The following is a 17,072-nucleotide window of genomic DNA, read 5'->3' as shown; positions in this document are numbered from 1 at the left end:
GTGGGAGGGCTAGATGAAGTGTATAGCGGTTACCAATGAAAAAGGTGGTGTGGCGAAAACGACAACAGCGGTAAACCTCGGTGCTGCGCTGGCCGAGATGGGGCATCGTGTGCTTCTGATAGATATGGATGCCCAGGCTAACCTTACCCTTGCGGTTGGGGCAGATCCACAGCAAATCCACGCCACGATTCTGGATATTATTCTGGATAACGCCCTCTCAACGGAAGAGATGCTAAAACCAACTGGCATAGAGCATTTACATCTATTGGGTAGTAACTCAGGGCTGAACTTAGCCGAACGCTTGCTCCCGCGCCAATCCGGTTATGAAACGTTGTTGCAAAAGAAATTGCCGTTTATCGGGGCCAAGTTTGACTATGTCATCCTCGACTGCCCTCCCTTTCTAGGTGTCCTGATGAGCAACGCCTTGGCAGTTGCAGATATTGCTCTAATCCCCACCCAGGCTGAATACTTTTCCATCTATGCGCTGAAGAACATTTTGGCATTGATTCGCCGTATTCGTGAACAACACAATCCTTCTCTGGCTTATCGTTTGCTCCTCACCATGGTTGACCAGCGCAACCGCATCCACCGCACATTGTATCAATACCTGCGTGAGCACTTTGCGGATGGGCTAATGGAAACTGTGATCCCTACGGACACCCGACTGCGCGAAAGCGCCATCGCTGGTGTTCCCGTTCTCCATCACGCGCCTAAAAGTCGAGCCGCTCTTCAATATCGTGCCCTAGCCCAGGAGATTATCCACCATGTCCAAGAAACCCTTGCACAGCCGGCTTGATGCCCTCTTTCAACAACTTACCCCCCCTCAGGAAAAAGGAAGCATTCCCGGCCAATTGGTATCGGATGAAAGTATGGCGCAGGGATGGGGATTCACCTGCCAGGTAGACGGTACTTGCGTGGCATGCAGTCCAGAGATAACGTATTGGCTAGATCTAACCCCGGGACAGGTCATCGGAAACAACGTATTTAAATTTTTTCTCCCCGCGGAGTTATCCAGCCGCATCCAGGCCTGGCTGGCTTCCGACACCCCATCTTTCGAGGAAGAATTCACATACCCCGGACAGAAGAGCCAAGCGCTCATATTACGGTTAACTGCCCATCGTTTAGGTGAAACCGGTCAACCCGACCCACATTGGCGTGGCTATATCCAGGTACTAAGCGGCGCCCCGATCTCTTCTACCTCATCCCCTCATCAGTCCCCGTCTCCCCACAGGCCATCCTCGCCCTCCCAACGACCAAGTCATTTGGACATACTAACCCAGCCCATAGCTCACGCAGCCAAAACCGCTCTCCCTTCCCTGCCGTCCCTGGGGCAGATGGCTCCAGAGGTCAAAACCCCGCTCAAACAGCGCCCCCTTGCGCAACCCGCTCGCCTCACTGCACCGCTTAAACTTCCCGGTTTGGGCGAGGGCTTACTAGAGGTAATAGACGAGGTGCCAGATCGAATTTGGACTGAGGACGAGATTCTCCTGGTTGAAGAAGTACTACGGCAACTCAGCCTGGCGATCGAAAATGCCCAGCTTTATGCTGCGGTGCAACAGGAACTGGCCGAGCGCACACGCGCCGAACAGGAACTTCTTCGCCGTAATCAACAGTTAGCCTTGCTCAACGAAATTGGACAACAGATTTCCCGTCTTACCGAAGCCGATGAGATTCTGGGTCTCGTTCCTCATGCAGTGGGCCAAATTGCTGATAGCACGAACCTCATTCTGGCGCTTTACGATGAGAAGAGTAATCTGGTCCGCTTTCCGCTCGTAGTTCAAGACGGAAAGTTCCAGGAATGGTCGGCCCGCACGCTCAGCCATGAGGATGTGATCGGATACGTCATTTTGGAGCGACGACCGCTTTGGCTCAGCCGGGATTTGGAACAAGAAATCCAATCACTCGGTCTTCTGCTCCCTGAACCCCACCCCAGAGCCTTAATCGCCCTACCCATGAGCACCGGGGAACGTGTGCTGGGGGCATTGGTTGTTCAATCGTTTACTTCGGATAACGCCTATACCCGGGTGCAGTATGAATTGCTCTCCACCCTGGTGACGCAATTGAGCATCTCCCTCCAGAACGCCAATCTGTTCCAGGAAGTCATGGCCGGTTTGCGGGCGATTGAAACCCGCGAGCGCTATCAGGCTGGCGTCGCTCGGGCAGTTGCGCTATTGAGTGAATCGGGCCTCAAAGTCCTACGCGATGTGCTGGGCCTATTGGGTGAAGCGGCACAATGTGATCACGTTTTCTATGCTACGGTAAAAGAAGATGAGCAAGGGCTTTACTGGTCTGCCGTTGCTGATTGGTCTAAGCAAGAAACGGAATTTCAACTGGAGCGCAACAAACTCCAGCACATGCCGGTTGCGCTTTTCCCTTCGTGGGCACGGCCATTGCGTGATCGCGGTTGGTTTGCAGCAACCTTGGAAGATCTGGAACCCTTCGAACAGAATTTTCTGCGCAATTTGAATACAGCATCCATTTTACTCTTGGCTGTACCCGGTAAAGCAGCGGTACCCGGCTTCTTAGCCTTTGAACAGGCTACGCCACGGTATTGGCAAAACGACGAGATCAATATCCTGCGCCTTGCTGCGGATGCTGTTGCCAATACCCTGGTACGCCAGGATCTGCTCGAGCAATTACAAGCCTCGCTCGATGAAACCGAGAACCTGTACCATCTTAGTACACGCATGTCCACCGCCGCCACTTTACAGGAAATGGTGGCCGTTATTCCTCAGGGGATGCGCATCCCGGCCATCAACCGCGCCGTACTGCTGCTCAAAGAAAGTGACCCATCCTTGGGGAAAGAGTACCTACGTGTGGTAGCCAATTGGCACAGCGGCCGTGGCACCCCGCCGCCACCCGTGGACACAGTCTATGGACCTGACCACCCTTACTATCATTTGACACACACCCGAACACCTCAATTTTATGAGGATGTCCTCGAACAGATCGCCGATCCCGCTATGCGCCAACAACTGCTGGATCTTTCGGTGCGGGCACTGGCTGCCCTGCCTTTATGGGCTTCGCGGGAACAACTAGGGGCATTGCTGTTGCTGTGCGATGAGCCCCACCACTTCAGTGGGCGTGAATTGCGCACCTACCCGCCCTTGGCTGGCCAGATGGCGACTGAGGTGGAAAACCTACGTCTCTTCGAGCAAACGCAAAAAGCCCTGGCGCGCACCGAATTACTCTACACCATCAGCAATGGCATTGCCCAGGCACGCAAGATTCAAGAATTAGCTGACTTGCTCTTTCAGCACGCCTTGCCCGCGACCGCCGAGAATCTTGCCCTCATCCTGGTCAATCGCACGCCCGAGGGTGAAGCCACAGCCCTCGAGGTCGCCGGCTTCTCCTCTAAGAATGCCGCATTACAGCGTCAGGGACTGGTGCTTCCGGTACAAGCCCTCCCAGCCTTGACACAACTGCGCTCCGAACCCTGGATTCTCACCAACCTCGAGCAAAGTGCGTTAGATCCAACGTCACGCAGTACATTGCAGTCTTTAGGATTTGTCTCGGGCTGTATCGTGCCCCTATCCAGTGGCGAACGCTTGCTCGGCTTACTGACAATCTCTGCCTCCCGTCCAATGACTCTTTCAAGTGAGGATATCCAAATCCTGCAGGCAGCAGGTAACGGCATCGCTGTTGCTATTGAACGCTTCAGCCTCTTGCACGAAGCCCAGCGCCGCGCTCTGCAACTCGAAACGGCGGCACAGATTGCCCGCGATACCCTTAGCACCCTGGATCTCAACACCCTGCTTGGGCGTATGGTGCAATTGGTGGCCCAGCGCTTCAATTATTACCATGTGGGTATCTACCTGAGTAATGAGGAGAATAGTCACCTAGTTCTACGCGAGGCTGCCGGTGCAGGACGTGATGATCTACTGGACAATCCACCCCGTTATGCCAGGGGATCGCGCACACCAATTGGACGTGTGGCAACTGTGGGCGAGCCACTTGTGCTCAATCGGGTTTTAGAAGATCCCTTCTACCAGCCTAATCCTTACCTTCCCTACACCCGTTCCGAGGTCATCCTGCCGCTCAAGACCGGCGACAATGTCATGGGGGTACTGGATATCCACGCCCGCAACGAGAACGCCTTTACTTCCGAAGATTTGCACGTACTCCAAATTTTGGCCGATCAAATCGCTGTCGCGATTGAGAATGCACGTGCCTATGAACTAGCCCAGCAGGCGGTGGAAGAGATGCGCCGTGCCGACCGGCTCAAGAGTCAGTTCCTGGCCAACATGAGCCATGAACTGCGCACCCCATTGAACTCTATCATCGGTTTCTCCAAAGTCATCCTTAAAGGAATTGACGGCCCGATTACCGAGTTGCAACGGCAAGATTTGACTTCGATCTACAACTCCGGTCAGCACCTGTTAGGGCTGATCAACGACATTCTCGATCTTTCCAAGATTGAAGCCGGGAAGATGGAATTGCAGTTCAGCGAAGTCAATCTGGTGGACTTGATCAACAGCGTGATGTCCACTGCTGTGGGTTTGGTCAAGGACAAACCAATCGCCCTGTATCACCATATTCCCGCGGATTTGCCCACCGTCATCGCCGATGCAACCCGCATTCGCCAGGTCTTGCTCAATTTCCTCTCCAACGCGGCCAAGTTTACTGAAGAGGGTTCAATTACGGTAGAAGCAAAGGTTGTCGAAAGCCCCAAGGGCACCCCCGAGGTCATGATAACGGTTACTGACACAGGCATCGGAGTAGCAGAAGAAGATCGTCACAAACTATTCCAGCCCTTCTCCCAGGTAGATGACTCACCCACACGCCGCACCGGTGGCACGGGGTTGGGGCTTTCCATTTGCCGCTCATTTGTAGAAATGCATGGAGGACGGATTGGGCTCTTGTGGAGCGAAGTGGGTAAGGGGAGCACTTTCTTCTTCACGCTGCCCGTTCCAATGCCAACAACGGCTCAAAGTGGCGAGTCAATGTCCGCCTTACCAGATGGCGCCCCGGTCATCTTGGCCATTGATGATGATCATCAAGTTACCCAACTCTACCAGCGCTACCTGGAGAACAACGGCTATCGCATTGTGCCGCTTCACAATCCGCATCAGGCCGTCGCTACTGCCAAGCGCCTGAAACCTTTTGCCATCACCCTTGATCTTATGATGCCCGACAAGGATGGCTGGCAAGTGCTCTTTGACCTCAAGAATGACCCTGAAACGCGAGATATTCCAGTGATCATTTGTAGCATCCTGGAAGAAGAGGAAAAAGGCTTTAGCCTAGGTGCAGCCGACTACCTGGTGAAACCTTTCTTGCCGGAGGATTTAATCCATGCCCTTTACCGCCTGAAGAATGGGGGTAGTGAACCCAAGATCTTAATCGTGGATGACTCGGCTGAAGATGTTCGCCTGCTTCAAAAAATCTTAGATACCGATGGCCGCTTCCAGATCCAGGTAGCCAGTGATGGGCAAGCGGCTCTAGAGCACTTGGCCCAATTTTCGCCTGACGTTATCCTCTTAGATCTATTCATGCCTGGAATGGACGGCTTCCAAGTTCTGGAGGCACTGCGTACTCACCCCACTTGGAGCCGGATTCCCGTCATCATTATTACCGGGGGTGATCTTTCCCCCGAGCAACGCGAGCAACTGGCTGAGTTCAGCAAGCGAATGCTCCATAAGAGCCAGTTCCACGAGAAAGACTTGTTCGCCCTACTAGAATCTGCCCTTCAAAAATGGTCCAAAGGCAATTCATCATTGCATTGAGGAAACGTGATGCTCAACGAACACTGCCAAATTGAGTGCCTGGATTGTGGTTTTCGAATGCCTTATCACCCCCTTGTAACAGCATGCTCTCATTGCGGAGGTACATGGCTCAAAGCCGTTTATGACTACGCCCACCTTTCTCGTGTCCTACCACCCCGGCTAAAGGAGCGCCCCTTCGACCTCTGGCGCTACCGCGAATTATTGCCAGTAACGCAACCAGCCCCCGAATTACGGCTTTCCGAAGGGGGCACGCCGCTCATTCGCGCGCTTAACCTGGGCATGATGTTGGGGTTACCCAACATCTTCATGAAGGACGAACGCCAGGGGCCCACCTCCTCATTTAAAGATCGTCAGGCAGCGCTCACCATCTCTGCCCTCAAGACCGTAGGGGTGCGTGAAGTTGTCTTGGCTTCAACCGGGAACGTTGCTATCGCCTATTCGGCGTATGCGGCACGTGCCGGGATCAAACTCTGGGCATTTCTCACCAGCCTCGTCCCTGCGGCAAAAATGCGAGAGGTGGCGCTTTACGGAACCCAGGTTATCAAAGTCACCGGATCCTATGATCAAGCCAAGCAGGTTGCCGCCGAATTTGCTCGGCAGCGCGGAATATACCTCGACGCTGGCGCACGAAGCATTGCCAACATTGAGTCCATGAAAACCATCGCTTACGAAATTGCCGAACAACTGGGAGGAGTACTTAACGAATCCCCCGAGACGATGGAAGGTGGACAGCTGCGTTGGCAGGCACCGGACTGGTATATCCAAGCAGTTAGCGGCGGTATGGGCCCCTTGGGCGTGCTGAAGGGCTTCCGCGAAATGTATGAGATGGGCTGGATTGACAAAATCCCCAAAATTGGGATCATCCAGGTAGAAGGTTGCGCCCCGATGGCGAATGCCTGGAAGCAAGGCCGTGATACGGCCATTCCGGTCCAATCCCCTCGCACCAACATCGCCACGCTGGCGACTGGCGATCCAGGGCGAACCTATACCTTGTTACGCAATTGGATGTTGGAAGGATCAGGTGGGGCATTTGAAAGCGTTAGCGACGAGGAAGCCTTTCGAGCGATCCACTTCCTGGCCAAAATGGAAGGAATGTCTGTGGAGCCAGCAGCAGCGGTGGCGTGCGCCGGATTGATCAAATTAGTGCGCAGTGGCCAAATCAAGCCCCACGAGGTCGTCGTCATGAATATTTCGGGGCACACGTTACCGGTTGAGCGGGCAGTCGTTGGCGATGGTTGGTCGCGCAACGTCGTAGTTTCTGAGGCCATCCATGCCGGTGCCGAAGAAGGATTGTTGGCAGCCTTGAGCAAGATCACCATTGATCGCTTCCCACGCATCGCTATCGTAGATGACCATCCCGAAGCACGGCGCTTGATCCGCCGCATTCTCCAATCTCAAGGCGAGTACACTCTCTACGAAGCCGCCAGTGGCCGCGAAGCCATTGAATTGGCCCAACGCGAACACCCTGATCTCATCATTTTGGATTTGATGATGCCGGAGATTGACGGTTTTGGCGTCATCGAAGCCTTACAAGCCCAGCCCGAAACAGCGGAAATCCCAATTATCGTCGTGACCGCCAAGGAATTAACCCCGGCTGAGAAAGATCGTCTGCGCGGACACATCCAATCCCTGATGCAGAAAGGAGATTTTATGAGCGATGATTTATTGGATGAAGTTCGCGCATTACTGAAGTGATGTCACCTCAACGAGGTTAGATATGTGGGCAAATCGGCGTTCCCAGGGGGTAATCGCAGCGCTGGCGTCAGCGCTGTTCATGGGCACCATGCCCATCCTTGGCAAGCAAGCCTTTGGGGCCGGCTTTTCACCTCTAGCGGTGGTCACCCTGCGGAGCACTACTGCCGCCCTTCTAATGTTAGGAGCCATGAACTTTCAGCGCCATTTCTTCTATATCTATCCGGTAGGACTGATAGGTTGCCTGATCGCCGGAGTGATCAACGGCATTGGTTCCATCTTTTACTATACGGCTTTAGTCCGTCTGGACGCCAGCGTAGGACATCTGATTTACTCGTTCTACCCTCTTTTTGTGGCTTTGTGGCTTTGGCTAGACCGCCAGAAAATTGGCGCGATTACCCTACTGCGCCTCACTCTGGCGTTGCCCGGTATTTATCTCTTAATCCGCACGGGTCACACCCCAGTTGATCTGGTGGGAGCCCTGATGATGTTGCTATCTGCACTCTTCTACGCCTTTCACCTCATTATCAATCAGCGCATCCTATACGAAGCCCCGGCGCCAACCGTGACGTTCTACACCCTTCTGGCTATGGCGGTTACCGTGAGTATTGCTTTTGGGGCTTCTCACCCAACGCTTCCCCCTTTTACCCTGGCGTGGTGGCCATTATTCGGAATGGCTGGTATCACCTTTCTTTCCCGTCTGACCCTATTCCTCGGCGTTAAAAACCTGGGCGGGCTTCAGACTGCCCTTCTAGGAATCAGTGAACTTTTGGTTACGGTTCTATTGGCACAAGTTTGGTTGAACGAACACCTCAGCCCTGCACAGTGGATTGGGGCATTATTAATCGCCGGAAGCATGATCCTAATCGCACTCGACCCGACCTCGCCAGAGCGACGAACCAGCAGTGGCTGGTTGCGATGGTTGAATCCACCCCAAATACCAGAAATTGATCTTCCCTGGCAACGTTAACCCTTAGATTACTCAATCAGCGGGCCGGGAGTGGCAGCAACCTGAAGGCAGTAGCCTAACTGCCGTTGATTGCGTAGCCAATGACCTCCTCCAAACCGGTCGAGTTTACGTCGCAACCGGCTTGCCACAGGACTCAACAGACGAGCCGCTTCAGAGCGGTGGATGGAACAACCATAGACTAGGCGTCCAAGGTCTTCGTACGATAGGGTGACGCCATGATTCGCCAAAAGTGCTTCCATCAGCCGGGCTTCAGTCAATGAGAGGCGCACAACCTGCTCCGCCGTCCGTAGTACTCGGTTCTGTACATCCAAAATGACCCCGTTGTCAAGATAAACCGAGAGGCGCTCAAACTGCAACGAGAACAAGGGCATGTAGAGGGCGCTCGAGGCATGAACAGCATGATCGGATTTGGTAACCTCTGCGCCCCGAGTTTGCAGATCAGCAATGGCTTCCACAAGGTTGCGTGGGGGTAAAGGTTTCTGTAAAACCACAGTTGATGTATGCCAATCTTCGGCTGGGGCTTTAATTCCAGGGGGTACAAGTAAGATGGTCTTAATACGCTCTTTATACGCTTCTAATGCCTTGTTGAGATCAATTCCCTCACCTTCGTGGCTAATATCCGCAAGCAGTACATTGAAAGCCTCATTCGCCAGCAGGGTTTCGGCTGTTTTAAGGGATGGCACTGTCGTTATCATCAAGCCAAGAGGCGCTATTAAAGAAACTAACCACAAGCGAAGCGCCTGGTCGGGCTCCAGGATCAAGAGATTACAAGAAAGACTCATTTCAGAATGGCCTTTAGCAAGGTCACGAACCGGGGGTACGGGGTAATTTGATTTTAACCGAAAACAAACGAAAAGCAAAATGTTTTTTGCTTTACATGAATTCAAGATTGATAGCTAACAAGATATTAGTCGCGCAGTATACTCAATCTAAGATTGTTATGCTTTCAGGAGGTAACTGTGCTAGACCATCTCTGGCATTTGATCGTAGGTTCTCCCCTTCCCACTCAGAGTTTATCCCGCGAGCGCTTAAACAAAATTCGGGCACTGGCCGCTTTTTCTCCTGATGCGCTTTCCTCGATTGCCTACGCTAATCAAGAAATCTATCTGGGTTTAGCACTCGCCGGAAGCGCTGGCCTGGCCCTCTTATGGCCAATTGGACTGGCGATCACCAGTTTACTGCTCATCGTAGCCCTATCGTATTTTCAAACCATCCATGGCTACCCTTCGGGAGGGGGCTCTTATGTTGTTGCCCGTGAAAATCTAGGAACGGTTCCGGGGTTAATTGCCGCCGCTGCCTTAATTGTGGATTACATCCTTACAGCCGCCGTGAGTCTTACTGCAGGTGTAGCCGCACTGGCTTCGGCTTTTCCGGCGCTTTGGGCTTATAAAGTTGAACTTGCGCTGGTGCTGTTAATTATCATCACAATAGTTAACCTCCGTGGTTTGCAGGAATCGGGAACCGTCATGGCGATTCCTGTGTATCTTTTCCTAAGCGTTTTTTTGTCAATGCTCGGGGTTGGCGTCATACAATTGATGGTGAAAGGCGTGAGACATTTTCCTCAAGCCACCTTACCCGTACTCCAGCCCGTAACCCCATTTTCTGTACTGCATGCCTTTGCCACCGGATGCACGGCATTGACCGGGATTGAAGCCATTAGCAACGGTGTACCTGCTTTTCGCCCCCCTGAAGCGCGCAATGCAGGACAAACCCTCATCATTATGGCTGGTCTCATGGGAACTCTCTTCCTTGGCAGCATTGGTCTGACCCAATTTCTGGCTGTAATTCCCTGGGCGGACGAAACCATCCTTTCAGCCCTGGCGCATCGGATTTTCGGGAGCACGCCGCTATATTTCCTGGTACAGATCAGCACACTACTTATCCTGGCCGTTGCCGCCAATACCAGTTTTGCCGGCTTTCCGCGTCTGGCCGCTATTTTGGCCAAGGATGGCTTCCTACCGCACCAATTGGCCGGATTGGGAGATCGGTTAGTCTATTCCAATGGGATCCTAACCTTAGCTGCCGTTACCGGGCTGCTTATCATTCTTTTTAATGGAAATACTCACGCCTTGATCCCTTTGTTCGCTGTTGGGGCCTTCCTGGCCTTTACCCTTTCGCAGATTGGAATGGTCAACCATTGGCAGCGAACCCGTGGTAAGCATTGGAAAACAAAAGCCTTTTTAAACGGCTTGGGGGGATTGAGTACAGGCATTACCATGTTCATCGTTGGGGTCAGCAAGTTTGTGGAAGGAGCCTGGATCATCCCCATCGCGATCGTATTAATGACATTGGGATTCCTGCGTATCCGCGACCACTATCAAGATGTTGCCCAGGAATTATCCCTTTCTGAATTTTCGGATCTCTCTACTTTAACGCCACCTCACCCCCGCATTGTCATCCCCATCTCAGGCATCCACAAAGGGATTGTTAATGCTGTCACGTTTGCACGTGCCATAAGCACAGAAATCACCGCCGTTTATGTCGAATTGGAACCCGGAAGCGGTGAGCAGATCCAGCAAAAGTGGACAACCCTTTGGCCAGACGTCCCCTTCGTAGTCTTATCGTCTCCCTACCGCTCCCTAGTAGGACCTTTGCTAGATTTTTTAGACCAAACCGATCGGGAACATAACGATGGACAGCTGGCTGTCGTCATGCTACCAGAGTTTGTCCCAGCCCGCTGGTGGCACTTTTTCCTTCACAACCAATCTGCCTGGCTGATTAAAACCGCATTACTATATCGGCGTCGTCACATGGGCTTTCAACGTGTGATCATTGACGTGCCTTATCATCTTAGACGCTAACTACCAATCACATGGGATGAGGTTGATTTATTTAAGGAATATCCGTATAAAGGGGCATTTAAAACAAGGGGTGGCTGATGGGGGTCGAACCCACAACCACCTGATCCACAGTCAGGTGCTCTGCCTTTGAGCTACAGCCACCGTATTTCAGTTTTGATTTTAACACAACCCCCAACGTTCGACAAGGAGGTCGTGGCTAAACTCATTTTCGCCCCCACCTCTCAAATCTTTCATTAACATAACAGTGGTAGAATTAGCGCTTGCAAAGCCCCTGCTTCAATGGGGAGGACGCTATGACGAACGTCATTACCTGGGAAGCGTTACTTACCCTGCTCAAAGTGCTTTACGCCTTGTGTATGTTGGCAGTGGTGATCCCCGGGCTTAACAGCCTGTTTCTTGCCTACACATATCTCCGAAACCGCCAACGTCTCCCTCGTTTTTCCGATTTTCCACCTCCCGTGTCATGGCCGCGAGTCACCATACAACTTCCGATCTACAACGAAGGGCAACTGGTTACCCGCTTATTGCGCGCCATTATTCGCCTAGACTACCCCCGTGATCGCCTGGAAATCCAGGTTCTGGATGATTCCACCGATGAAACCAGCAAACTCGCCCGTGCACTAGTCGAACGCTATCAACGCGAAGGCTTTCAAATCATCTATCGTCATCGCAGTAATCGCCAGGGTTACAAAGCCGGTAACCTGTCCTCAGGCCTCTCAATCGCACGGGGTGAGTTAATCGCCATCTTTGATGCCGATTTTCTCCCCTCACGTGATTGGCTGAAACGGGTTGTACCAGCATTTCAAAACCCGCAAGTAGGTTTTGTACAGACTCGTTGGGTTCACTACAACGCCCACACCAACCTTCTCACCCGCCTGGTTAATTTAGCCATGGATGGTCATGCCATTGTGGAACAGGGTGGTCGTGCTGCAGGTGGATTCTTTATCGGGTTTGACGGCTCAGGTGGCATTTGGCGCCGGGAGTGCATCGAGGCTGCCGGTGGTTGGCAATGGGATACTCTAACCGAAGATCTCGATTTGGCCTACCGTGCTCAACTTTTGGGTTGGAAAGGACTTTACCTGCCTGATGTTACCGTCTTGGCAGAGTTGCCCGCAACCCTGGCCGCCCTCCGACGGCAACAATATCGCTGGGCGAAAGGTAGCCTCCAAACCTTGCGTAAACTCGGGGCACGGCTGTGGCGTGCCCCGCTACCCTGGAAGGTGCGTTTGGAGGGCTTGCTCCACCTTGCCATGTACGTTCCTTTCCCTTTTGCGGTTTTGGCACTTCTGTTGATCCTGCCGCTAGGTTTGTGGGCACCCTCATATTTCAACCTCTTCCTCTGGAGTGTTTTGGGAGGTGTGGGGCTAGCTGCAGAATACCTTACTGCTCAAACCGAAATTAATCCCCGTTGGACATCGCGGCTTAAGTTACTACCCGGGATGGCCTTGCTTGGAATCGGCCTCAGCCTAACCTGCGCTTTTGGTGCCCTTGATGGCTGGCTCCACAATGGCGGCGTATTTGAGCGAACACCGAAAAGTGTGACTTCGAAATCAAAGATAATGGCCAATGTCCCAAAAACTATCTATAATTATCTTGAATGGGGTGAAGGCCTATTGAGCCTTTATCTTTTGATCTCGGCGTTATTGCTGGCAAGCCACGCGCAAGCCAGTATGTTACCATGGCTGTTTATCAGTTTCACCGGTTTCTTTCTAATGTCCCAGGGCGCTTTCTTAGAGGAACCATTAACCAGTTCATCCCCCCTCTCTACCACCAATCGCCACCTTTCATCATTGACCAAATAAAATTCAATCCCCTTCAGGAGAGACCACCATGCGTAAGCCTTTCGTTGCCGGAAATTGGAAGATGAATAAAACTGTTGAACAAGCCCGCGTCCTGGTTTCTGAGATGCTACCGGGGCTGCAAGCTGTGAAAGCGGTAGAACGGGTGCTATGCCCACCCTTTACCAGCCTGATGGCGATAGCTGCTATGTTGAGCGGCACCGATATCGGCTTGGGTGCGCAAAACATGCACTGGGAAACCGCCGGTGCATTCACCGGCGAGATCGCACCTGCTATGGTCAAAGAGTTTTGCCAATATGTGATCCTCGGCCACTCAGAGCGACGTACCTACTTCGGTGAAACCGATGAAACGGTTAATCGCAAGGTACGTGCCGCGTTGGCCCACGGGCTCACCCCCATCGTCTGCATCGGCGAAACACTGGCCGAAAACGAGGCTGGACGTACAGCCGAAGTCGTCTCCCACCAGATTGAACAGGGGCTGAAAGACCTGACGCCCGAACAAGCCAGCAGATTGGTCATTGCCTATGAACCGGTTTGGGCTATCGGTACCGGGCGCGCCGCCAGCGGTGAAGACGCAAACCGCGTGGTGGGAGATGTCATCCGCCCTACCCTGGCCAAGATGTTCGGGAATACCGTTGCCGAGGGAGTGCGCGTGCTTTATGGCGGATCGGTAACTGCCGCTAACGCCGCCGAGTTCTTCACTCAACCCCAGATTGACGGGGCATTAGTTGGCGGTGCCAGCCTGAAAGCCGCAGAATTCGTAAAAATCGTCGAAGCCGCGGCCAAGTGAGAGTAGTTTGGCGTTTGAAGGCCTAATTGCTTTTGGTCTAACTCTGCTTTCCTTCCTCGTGATTCAGCGCTGGCTGCATCATGAAATGCAGATATTTTTCTATCTCCTGACCCGACGCCCCAACCTGGCGATGATTCTATTTTCCATTCTCCTCTTACCAGGAGTGGTGTTACACGAATTTAGCCACGTTCTGTTCGCCAAGTTGCTGCGCGTTCCATTGCGGGGCTTCTCGCTCCTCCCCCGGATGTTGCCCAACGGTCAATTGCAATTGGGGAGCGTGCAGACATCTAAAACTGATTTTCTCCGTGATGCCCTGATTGGGGTAGCCCCTTTTTTCATTGGCACGCTGGTGGTTTCCCACCTCGGTTCGAACTACTTGGGCCTCAAAACTTTGCTTCCGCTCTTGCTTCAGGCTAACTGGCAAGGCCTCCTACCCCAGGCACTCGTCCTAACCCAACAACCCGATTTCTGGCTCTGGTTCTATCTCACGTTTACCATTAGCAGTACTATGATCCCCTCCGCTGCTGACCGCCGCGCCTGGTGGGCTGTAGCTGTAGCCTTGGGTATTTTTTCTATGGTAGCCTTTTTAGCCGGGATCGGGCAATGGTTAGCCCTTACCCTGTGGCCTTTGCTTAACCGGGCTCTCTTAACATTAGGATTAATTTTGGGGATGGCTTTAACCATCCATTTGGTTTTAGCCATCCCCATTTGGGGCATTAACCGATTATTGTTCCGTGCACAACGCGCTCTCGCCCCCTGAACCACGCGTATTTGTAAAAGATCGCGTAAAGGGCTCAACCCGTGCCGAATTGACGATCTCCAGCATCCCCCAGCCCGGGCACAATATAACCTTGATTATTCAGGCGCTCGTCAATGGCCGCCAGGTAGATCGCCACATCCGGATGATGAATCTCTAATCGCTGAATGCCCTCGGGCGATCCGATCAGCCCCACGAACTTGATGCGTTTTACACCCCACTGCTTAAGTATATCCACGGCTGCAATAGCCGACCCACCTGTGGCCAGCATTGGATCCAAGATCAAACACACGCTGACTCGAGGCTCGGTCGGGAGTTTGTTGTAGTATTGCACTGGCTTAAGCGTCTTTTCATCCCGATAGATGCCCAAGTGCCAGACCTCTGCCGAGGGCATGAGTTCCCACACCCCTTCAACCATGCCCAAGCCGGCGCGCAGAATGGGCACCAGCCCGATTTTTTCCACTAACTCAGCCCCTTGAGCAATCCCCATGGGAGTCTGCACCGTCACCGGGCGTGTCGCCAGGTCCGCAGTCGCCTCATAGGCCAATAGCGCACTCAACTCACGGACTAATTCGCGGAATCGCTTGGGTTCGGTCTCCACCGCGCGCAACTTGGCTAACTTATGAGCTATGAGGGGATGTTTTGAGACATGGACGAGCGACATATGCGACGGGCTCCTTTGCTCAAATTTCGCTTATTATAATTCAATCCCCAGGCAGAAAGCAGTTATAATCAAACCGATATGAACGAATCCAAGCAGCGCCTCGTACAACCCGAAAGCCGGCCAGATGACCGACTTGATCAGGCTCTGCGCCCGCGCCGCCTGGCCGACATTATTGGGCAAGATAGCCTAAAGGAAAATCTCTCCATCCTTATTGCCGCAGCCCGCCAGCGCGGGGAACCCCTGGAACATGTCCTCTTCTACGGCCCGCCAGGGCTGGGTAAAACCACCCTCTCCCATGTTCTGGCCAATGAAATGGGCGTTGAGATCAAAGTGACTGCAGGCCCGGCCATCGAACGAGCCGGAGACTTGGCAGCAATTCTAACCAACCTCCGCGCTGGGGACATCCTCTTTATTGACGAGATCCATCGCCTGGGCAAAGCCATCGAAGAGATCCTCTACCCGGCCATGGAAGATTTTGCGCTCGATATTGTCATCGGAAAAGGACCGGCAGCACGTTCGATCCGCCTTAAACTCCCCCGTTTTACCCTGATCGGCGCTACCACTCGCCTGGCTATGGTCAGTGCACCGCTGCGGGCACGTTTTGGCGCCGTCTATCGCCTGGATTATTACAGTCGCGAGGCGATCGAGCAAATTCTGAGCCGCGCCATGCTGCTGCTCGGCGTTCATGCCGATGCGGAAGGGATTGCGGAGATTGCCCGCCGTTCACGAGGCACCCCCCGCGTAGCTCTGCGTCTCCTACGTCGCGTGCGCGATTACGCCCAAGTCCGCGGAGCCGGTCAGATCACGGCCGAAATTGCCCGCGAGGCGTTAAGCCTTCTCAACGTAGACCCTCTTGGATTGGACGACGTAGATCAACGTGTTTTGCGCACCGTCATTGAGAAGTACAACGGCGGTCCGGTAGGACTCAATACCATTGCCGCCTCCATCGGCGAAGAACCCGATACCATTATGGACGTGGTTGAGCCCTACTTGCTCCAATTGGGCTTTCTGGATCGTACCCCGCAGGGCCGCGTTGCGACCCCTTTAGCCTATGCCCACTTGGGCATCCCATATACCAAAAACAACCAACAGCCTTCTCTTTTTCCGCGAAATGATGACGAATTAAAATAAAGGTTTCTTTTATGTCTAACGCACCTTATAAGACTTCCGATTTCGATTATGAACTTCCCCCCGACCGCATCGCCCAAACCCCGGTCGAGCCGCGCCATAATGCACACTTGTTGGTCATGCGGCGGGATCGTCCTGACCTTGAGCATACCATTTTCTGGGAGATTGGACGCTATCTTAACCCCGGCGACTTATTGGTGGTCAATGAGACTCGCGTCATCCCAGCACGTTTGCGGGCGCGCAAACCCTCCGGCGGACGGGTAGAGTTGCTTTTGATTAAAAAAATCGCCGACCACACCTGGGAAAGTTTGGTGGGTGGCAAACGGGTCCGACCTCCAATGCGCCTTCAAGTTGAAGGTGGACCTGCCGCCGAAGTCGTCGCCGAGTTGGGAGGTTCGCGTCGCCTGATCCGATTCACCGAGCCCATAGAACCTTACTTGTCTCAGATTGGGCAGATGCCCCTTCCCCCCTATATTCATGAACCATTGCGCGACCCCGAACGGTACCAAACCGTCTTCGCCCGTGAACCGGGATCGGCTGCTGCCCCAACTGCTGGCTTACACTTCACCCCCGAACTCATCGAACGCCTTAAGGCTCAGGGGCTCAGCTTCGCCGGCTTGGTGCTCCATATTGGCCTGGACACCTTCGCCCCAGTAACCGAGGAAGACCCAACTCAGCATCGCATCCATACCGAATGGTGCGAACTTCCTCCCGAAACAGCGGAGCGTATCAATGCCACGAAAAGGGC

Annotated in this window: 12 protein-coding genes and 1 tRNA gene; 10 read left to right on the top strand and 3 right to left on the bottom strand. The window is 53.3% G+C overall.

Annotated elements, in window-relative coordinates:
- Positions 1-13: 13 nt before the first annotated feature.
- The 4 genes from AC01YT_RS08240 to AC01YT_RS08225 are packed head-to-tail and all read left to right on the top strand — an operon-like array spanning position 14 to position 8,385.
- Entirely contained in the window at positions 14-796 is a 783-nt protein-coding gene (locus AC01YT_RS08240) for a ParA family protein (protein WP_476674432.1), read from the top strand.
- Complete coding sequence (locus tag AC01YT_RS08235; RefSeq protein ID WP_476674430.1) at positions 765-5,723, top strand: GAF domain-containing protein; 4,959 nt, start codon at positions 765-767, stop codon at positions 5,721-5,723. Before AC01YT_RS08240 ends, AC01YT_RS08235 begins: the two co-directional genes overlap by 32 nt.
- Before the next feature lie 9 nt (positions 5,724-5,732).
- Positions 5,733-7,418, top strand: coding sequence for a pyridoxal-phosphate dependent enzyme (locus AC01YT_RS08230; RefSeq protein WP_476674428.1), 1,686 nt, complete (start codon positions 5,733-5,735; stop codon positions 7,416-7,418).
- A 22-nt stretch (positions 7,419-7,440) separates the two neighbouring features.
- Positions 7,441-8,385, top strand: a complete 945-nt coding sequence (locus AC01YT_RS08225) for a DMT family transporter (RefSeq protein WP_476674426.1) — start codon at positions 7,441-7,443, stop codon at positions 8,383-8,385.
- Positions 8,386-8,393: 8 nt separating this feature from the next.
- Here AC01YT_RS08225 and AC01YT_RS08220 read toward each other — a convergent pair whose 3' ends face one another.
- Complete coding sequence (locus AC01YT_RS08220; RefSeq protein ID WP_476674424.1) at positions 8,394-9,068, bottom strand: winged helix-turn-helix domain-containing protein; 675 nt, start codon at positions 9,066-9,068, stop codon at positions 8,394-8,396.
- Positions 9,069-9,344: 276 nt separating this feature from the next.
- Here AC01YT_RS08220 and AC01YT_RS08215 point away from each other — a divergent pair, with 276 nt between their 5' ends.
- Positions 9,345-11,186 carry an APC family permease gene (locus tag AC01YT_RS08215; protein WP_476674422.1) on the top strand — a complete coding sequence of 614 codons (1,842 nt, stop codon included), beginning with the start codon at positions 9,345-9,347 and terminating at the stop codon, positions 11,184-11,186.
- A 69-nt stretch (positions 11,187-11,255) separates the two neighbouring features.
- Here the strand turns inward: AC01YT_RS08215 and AC01YT_RS08210 are convergent.
- A tRNA-His gene (locus AC01YT_RS08210) sits at positions 11,256-11,327 on the bottom strand.
- Between the two features lie 152 nt (positions 11,328-11,479).
- On the opposite strand from AC01YT_RS08210, the gene AC01YT_RS08205 reads away from it, so the two are divergent.
- The 3 genes from AC01YT_RS08205 to AC01YT_RS08195 are packed head-to-tail and all read left to right on the top strand — an operon-like array spanning position 11,480 to position 14,535.
- The gene (locus AC01YT_RS08205) at positions 11,480-12,988 is read left to right on the top strand and encodes a glycosyltransferase (RefSeq protein WP_476674420.1); all 1,509 of its coding nucleotides are present in this window, start codon (positions 11,480-11,482) and stop codon (positions 12,986-12,988) included.
- A gap of 28 nt (positions 12,989-13,016) precedes the next feature.
- Positions 13,017-13,775 carry a triose-phosphate isomerase gene (tpiA, locus tag AC01YT_RS08200; RefSeq protein WP_476674418.1) on the top strand — a complete coding sequence of 253 codons (759 nt, stop codon included), beginning with the start codon at positions 13,017-13,019 and terminating at the stop codon, positions 13,773-13,775.
- A gap of 7 nt (positions 13,776-13,782) precedes the next feature.
- Positions 13,783-14,535 carry a hypothetical protein gene (locus tag AC01YT_RS08195; protein WP_476674416.1) on the top strand — a complete coding sequence of 251 codons (753 nt, stop codon included), beginning with the start codon at positions 13,783-13,785 and terminating at the stop codon, positions 14,533-14,535.
- A 34-nt stretch (positions 14,536-14,569) separates the two neighbouring features.
- On the opposite strand, the gene upp is transcribed toward AC01YT_RS08195, so the two are convergent.
- Positions 14,570-15,196: a uracil phosphoribosyltransferase gene (gene upp / locus AC01YT_RS08190; protein ID WP_476674414.1), complete on the bottom strand. Its 627-nt coding sequence runs from the start codon at positions 15,194-15,196 to the stop codon at positions 14,570-14,572.
- A gap of 78 nt (positions 15,197-15,274) precedes the next feature.
- On the opposite strand from upp, the gene ruvB reads away from it, so the two are divergent.
- Together ruvB and AC01YT_RS08180 are read left to right on the top strand one after the other, a co-directional pair.
- Positions 15,275-16,327, top strand: coding sequence for a Holliday junction branch migration DNA helicase RuvB (gene ruvB / locus AC01YT_RS08185; protein ID WP_476674412.1), 1,053 nt, complete (start codon positions 15,275-15,277; stop codon positions 16,325-16,327).
- Between the two features lie 11 nt (positions 16,328-16,338).
- The coding region (locus tag AC01YT_RS08180) for an S-adenosylmethionine:tRNA ribosyltransferase-isomerase (RefSeq protein ID WP_476674410.1) at positions 16,339-17,072 on the top strand (734 nt) is incomplete at its 3' end.

Source organism: Thermanaerothrix sp. (assembly GCF_056331585.1).
The sequence above is the reverse complement of the archived record's forward strand: the minus strand, read 5'-3'. Positions and strand labels throughout refer to the sequence as shown.

Bases quoted from the DNA above. Each gene is read 5' to 3' on its own strand.
- AC01YT_RS08240 (WP_476674432.1), top strand. From the start codon at position 14: ATGAAGTGTATAGCGGTTACCAATGAAAAAGGTGGTGTGGCGAAAACG.
- AC01YT_RS08235 (WP_476674430.1), top strand. From the start codon at position 765: ATGTCCAAGAAACCCTTGCACAGCCGGCTTGATGCCCTCTTTCAACAA.
- AC01YT_RS08230 (WP_476674428.1), top strand. From the start codon at position 5,733: ATGCTCAACGAACACTGCCAAATTGAGTGCCTGGATTGTGGTTTTCGA.
- AC01YT_RS08225 (WP_476674426.1), top strand. From the start codon at position 7,441: ATGTGGGCAAATCGGCGTTCCCAGGGGGTAATCGCAGCGCTGGCGTCA.
- AC01YT_RS08205 (WP_476674420.1), top strand. From the start codon at position 11,480: ATGACGAACGTCATTACCTGGGAAGCGTTACTTACCCTGCTCAAAGTG.
- tpiA (WP_476674418.1), top strand. From the start codon at position 13,017: ATGCGTAAGCCTTTCGTTGCCGGAAATTGGAAGATGAATAAAACTGTT.
- upp (WP_476674414.1), bottom strand. From the start codon at position 15,196: ATGTCGCTCGTCCATGTCTCAAAACATCCCCTCATAGCTCATAAGTTA.
- ruvB (WP_476674412.1), top strand. From the start codon at position 15,275: ATGAACGAATCCAAGCAGCGCCTCGTACAACCCGAAAGCCGGCCAGAT.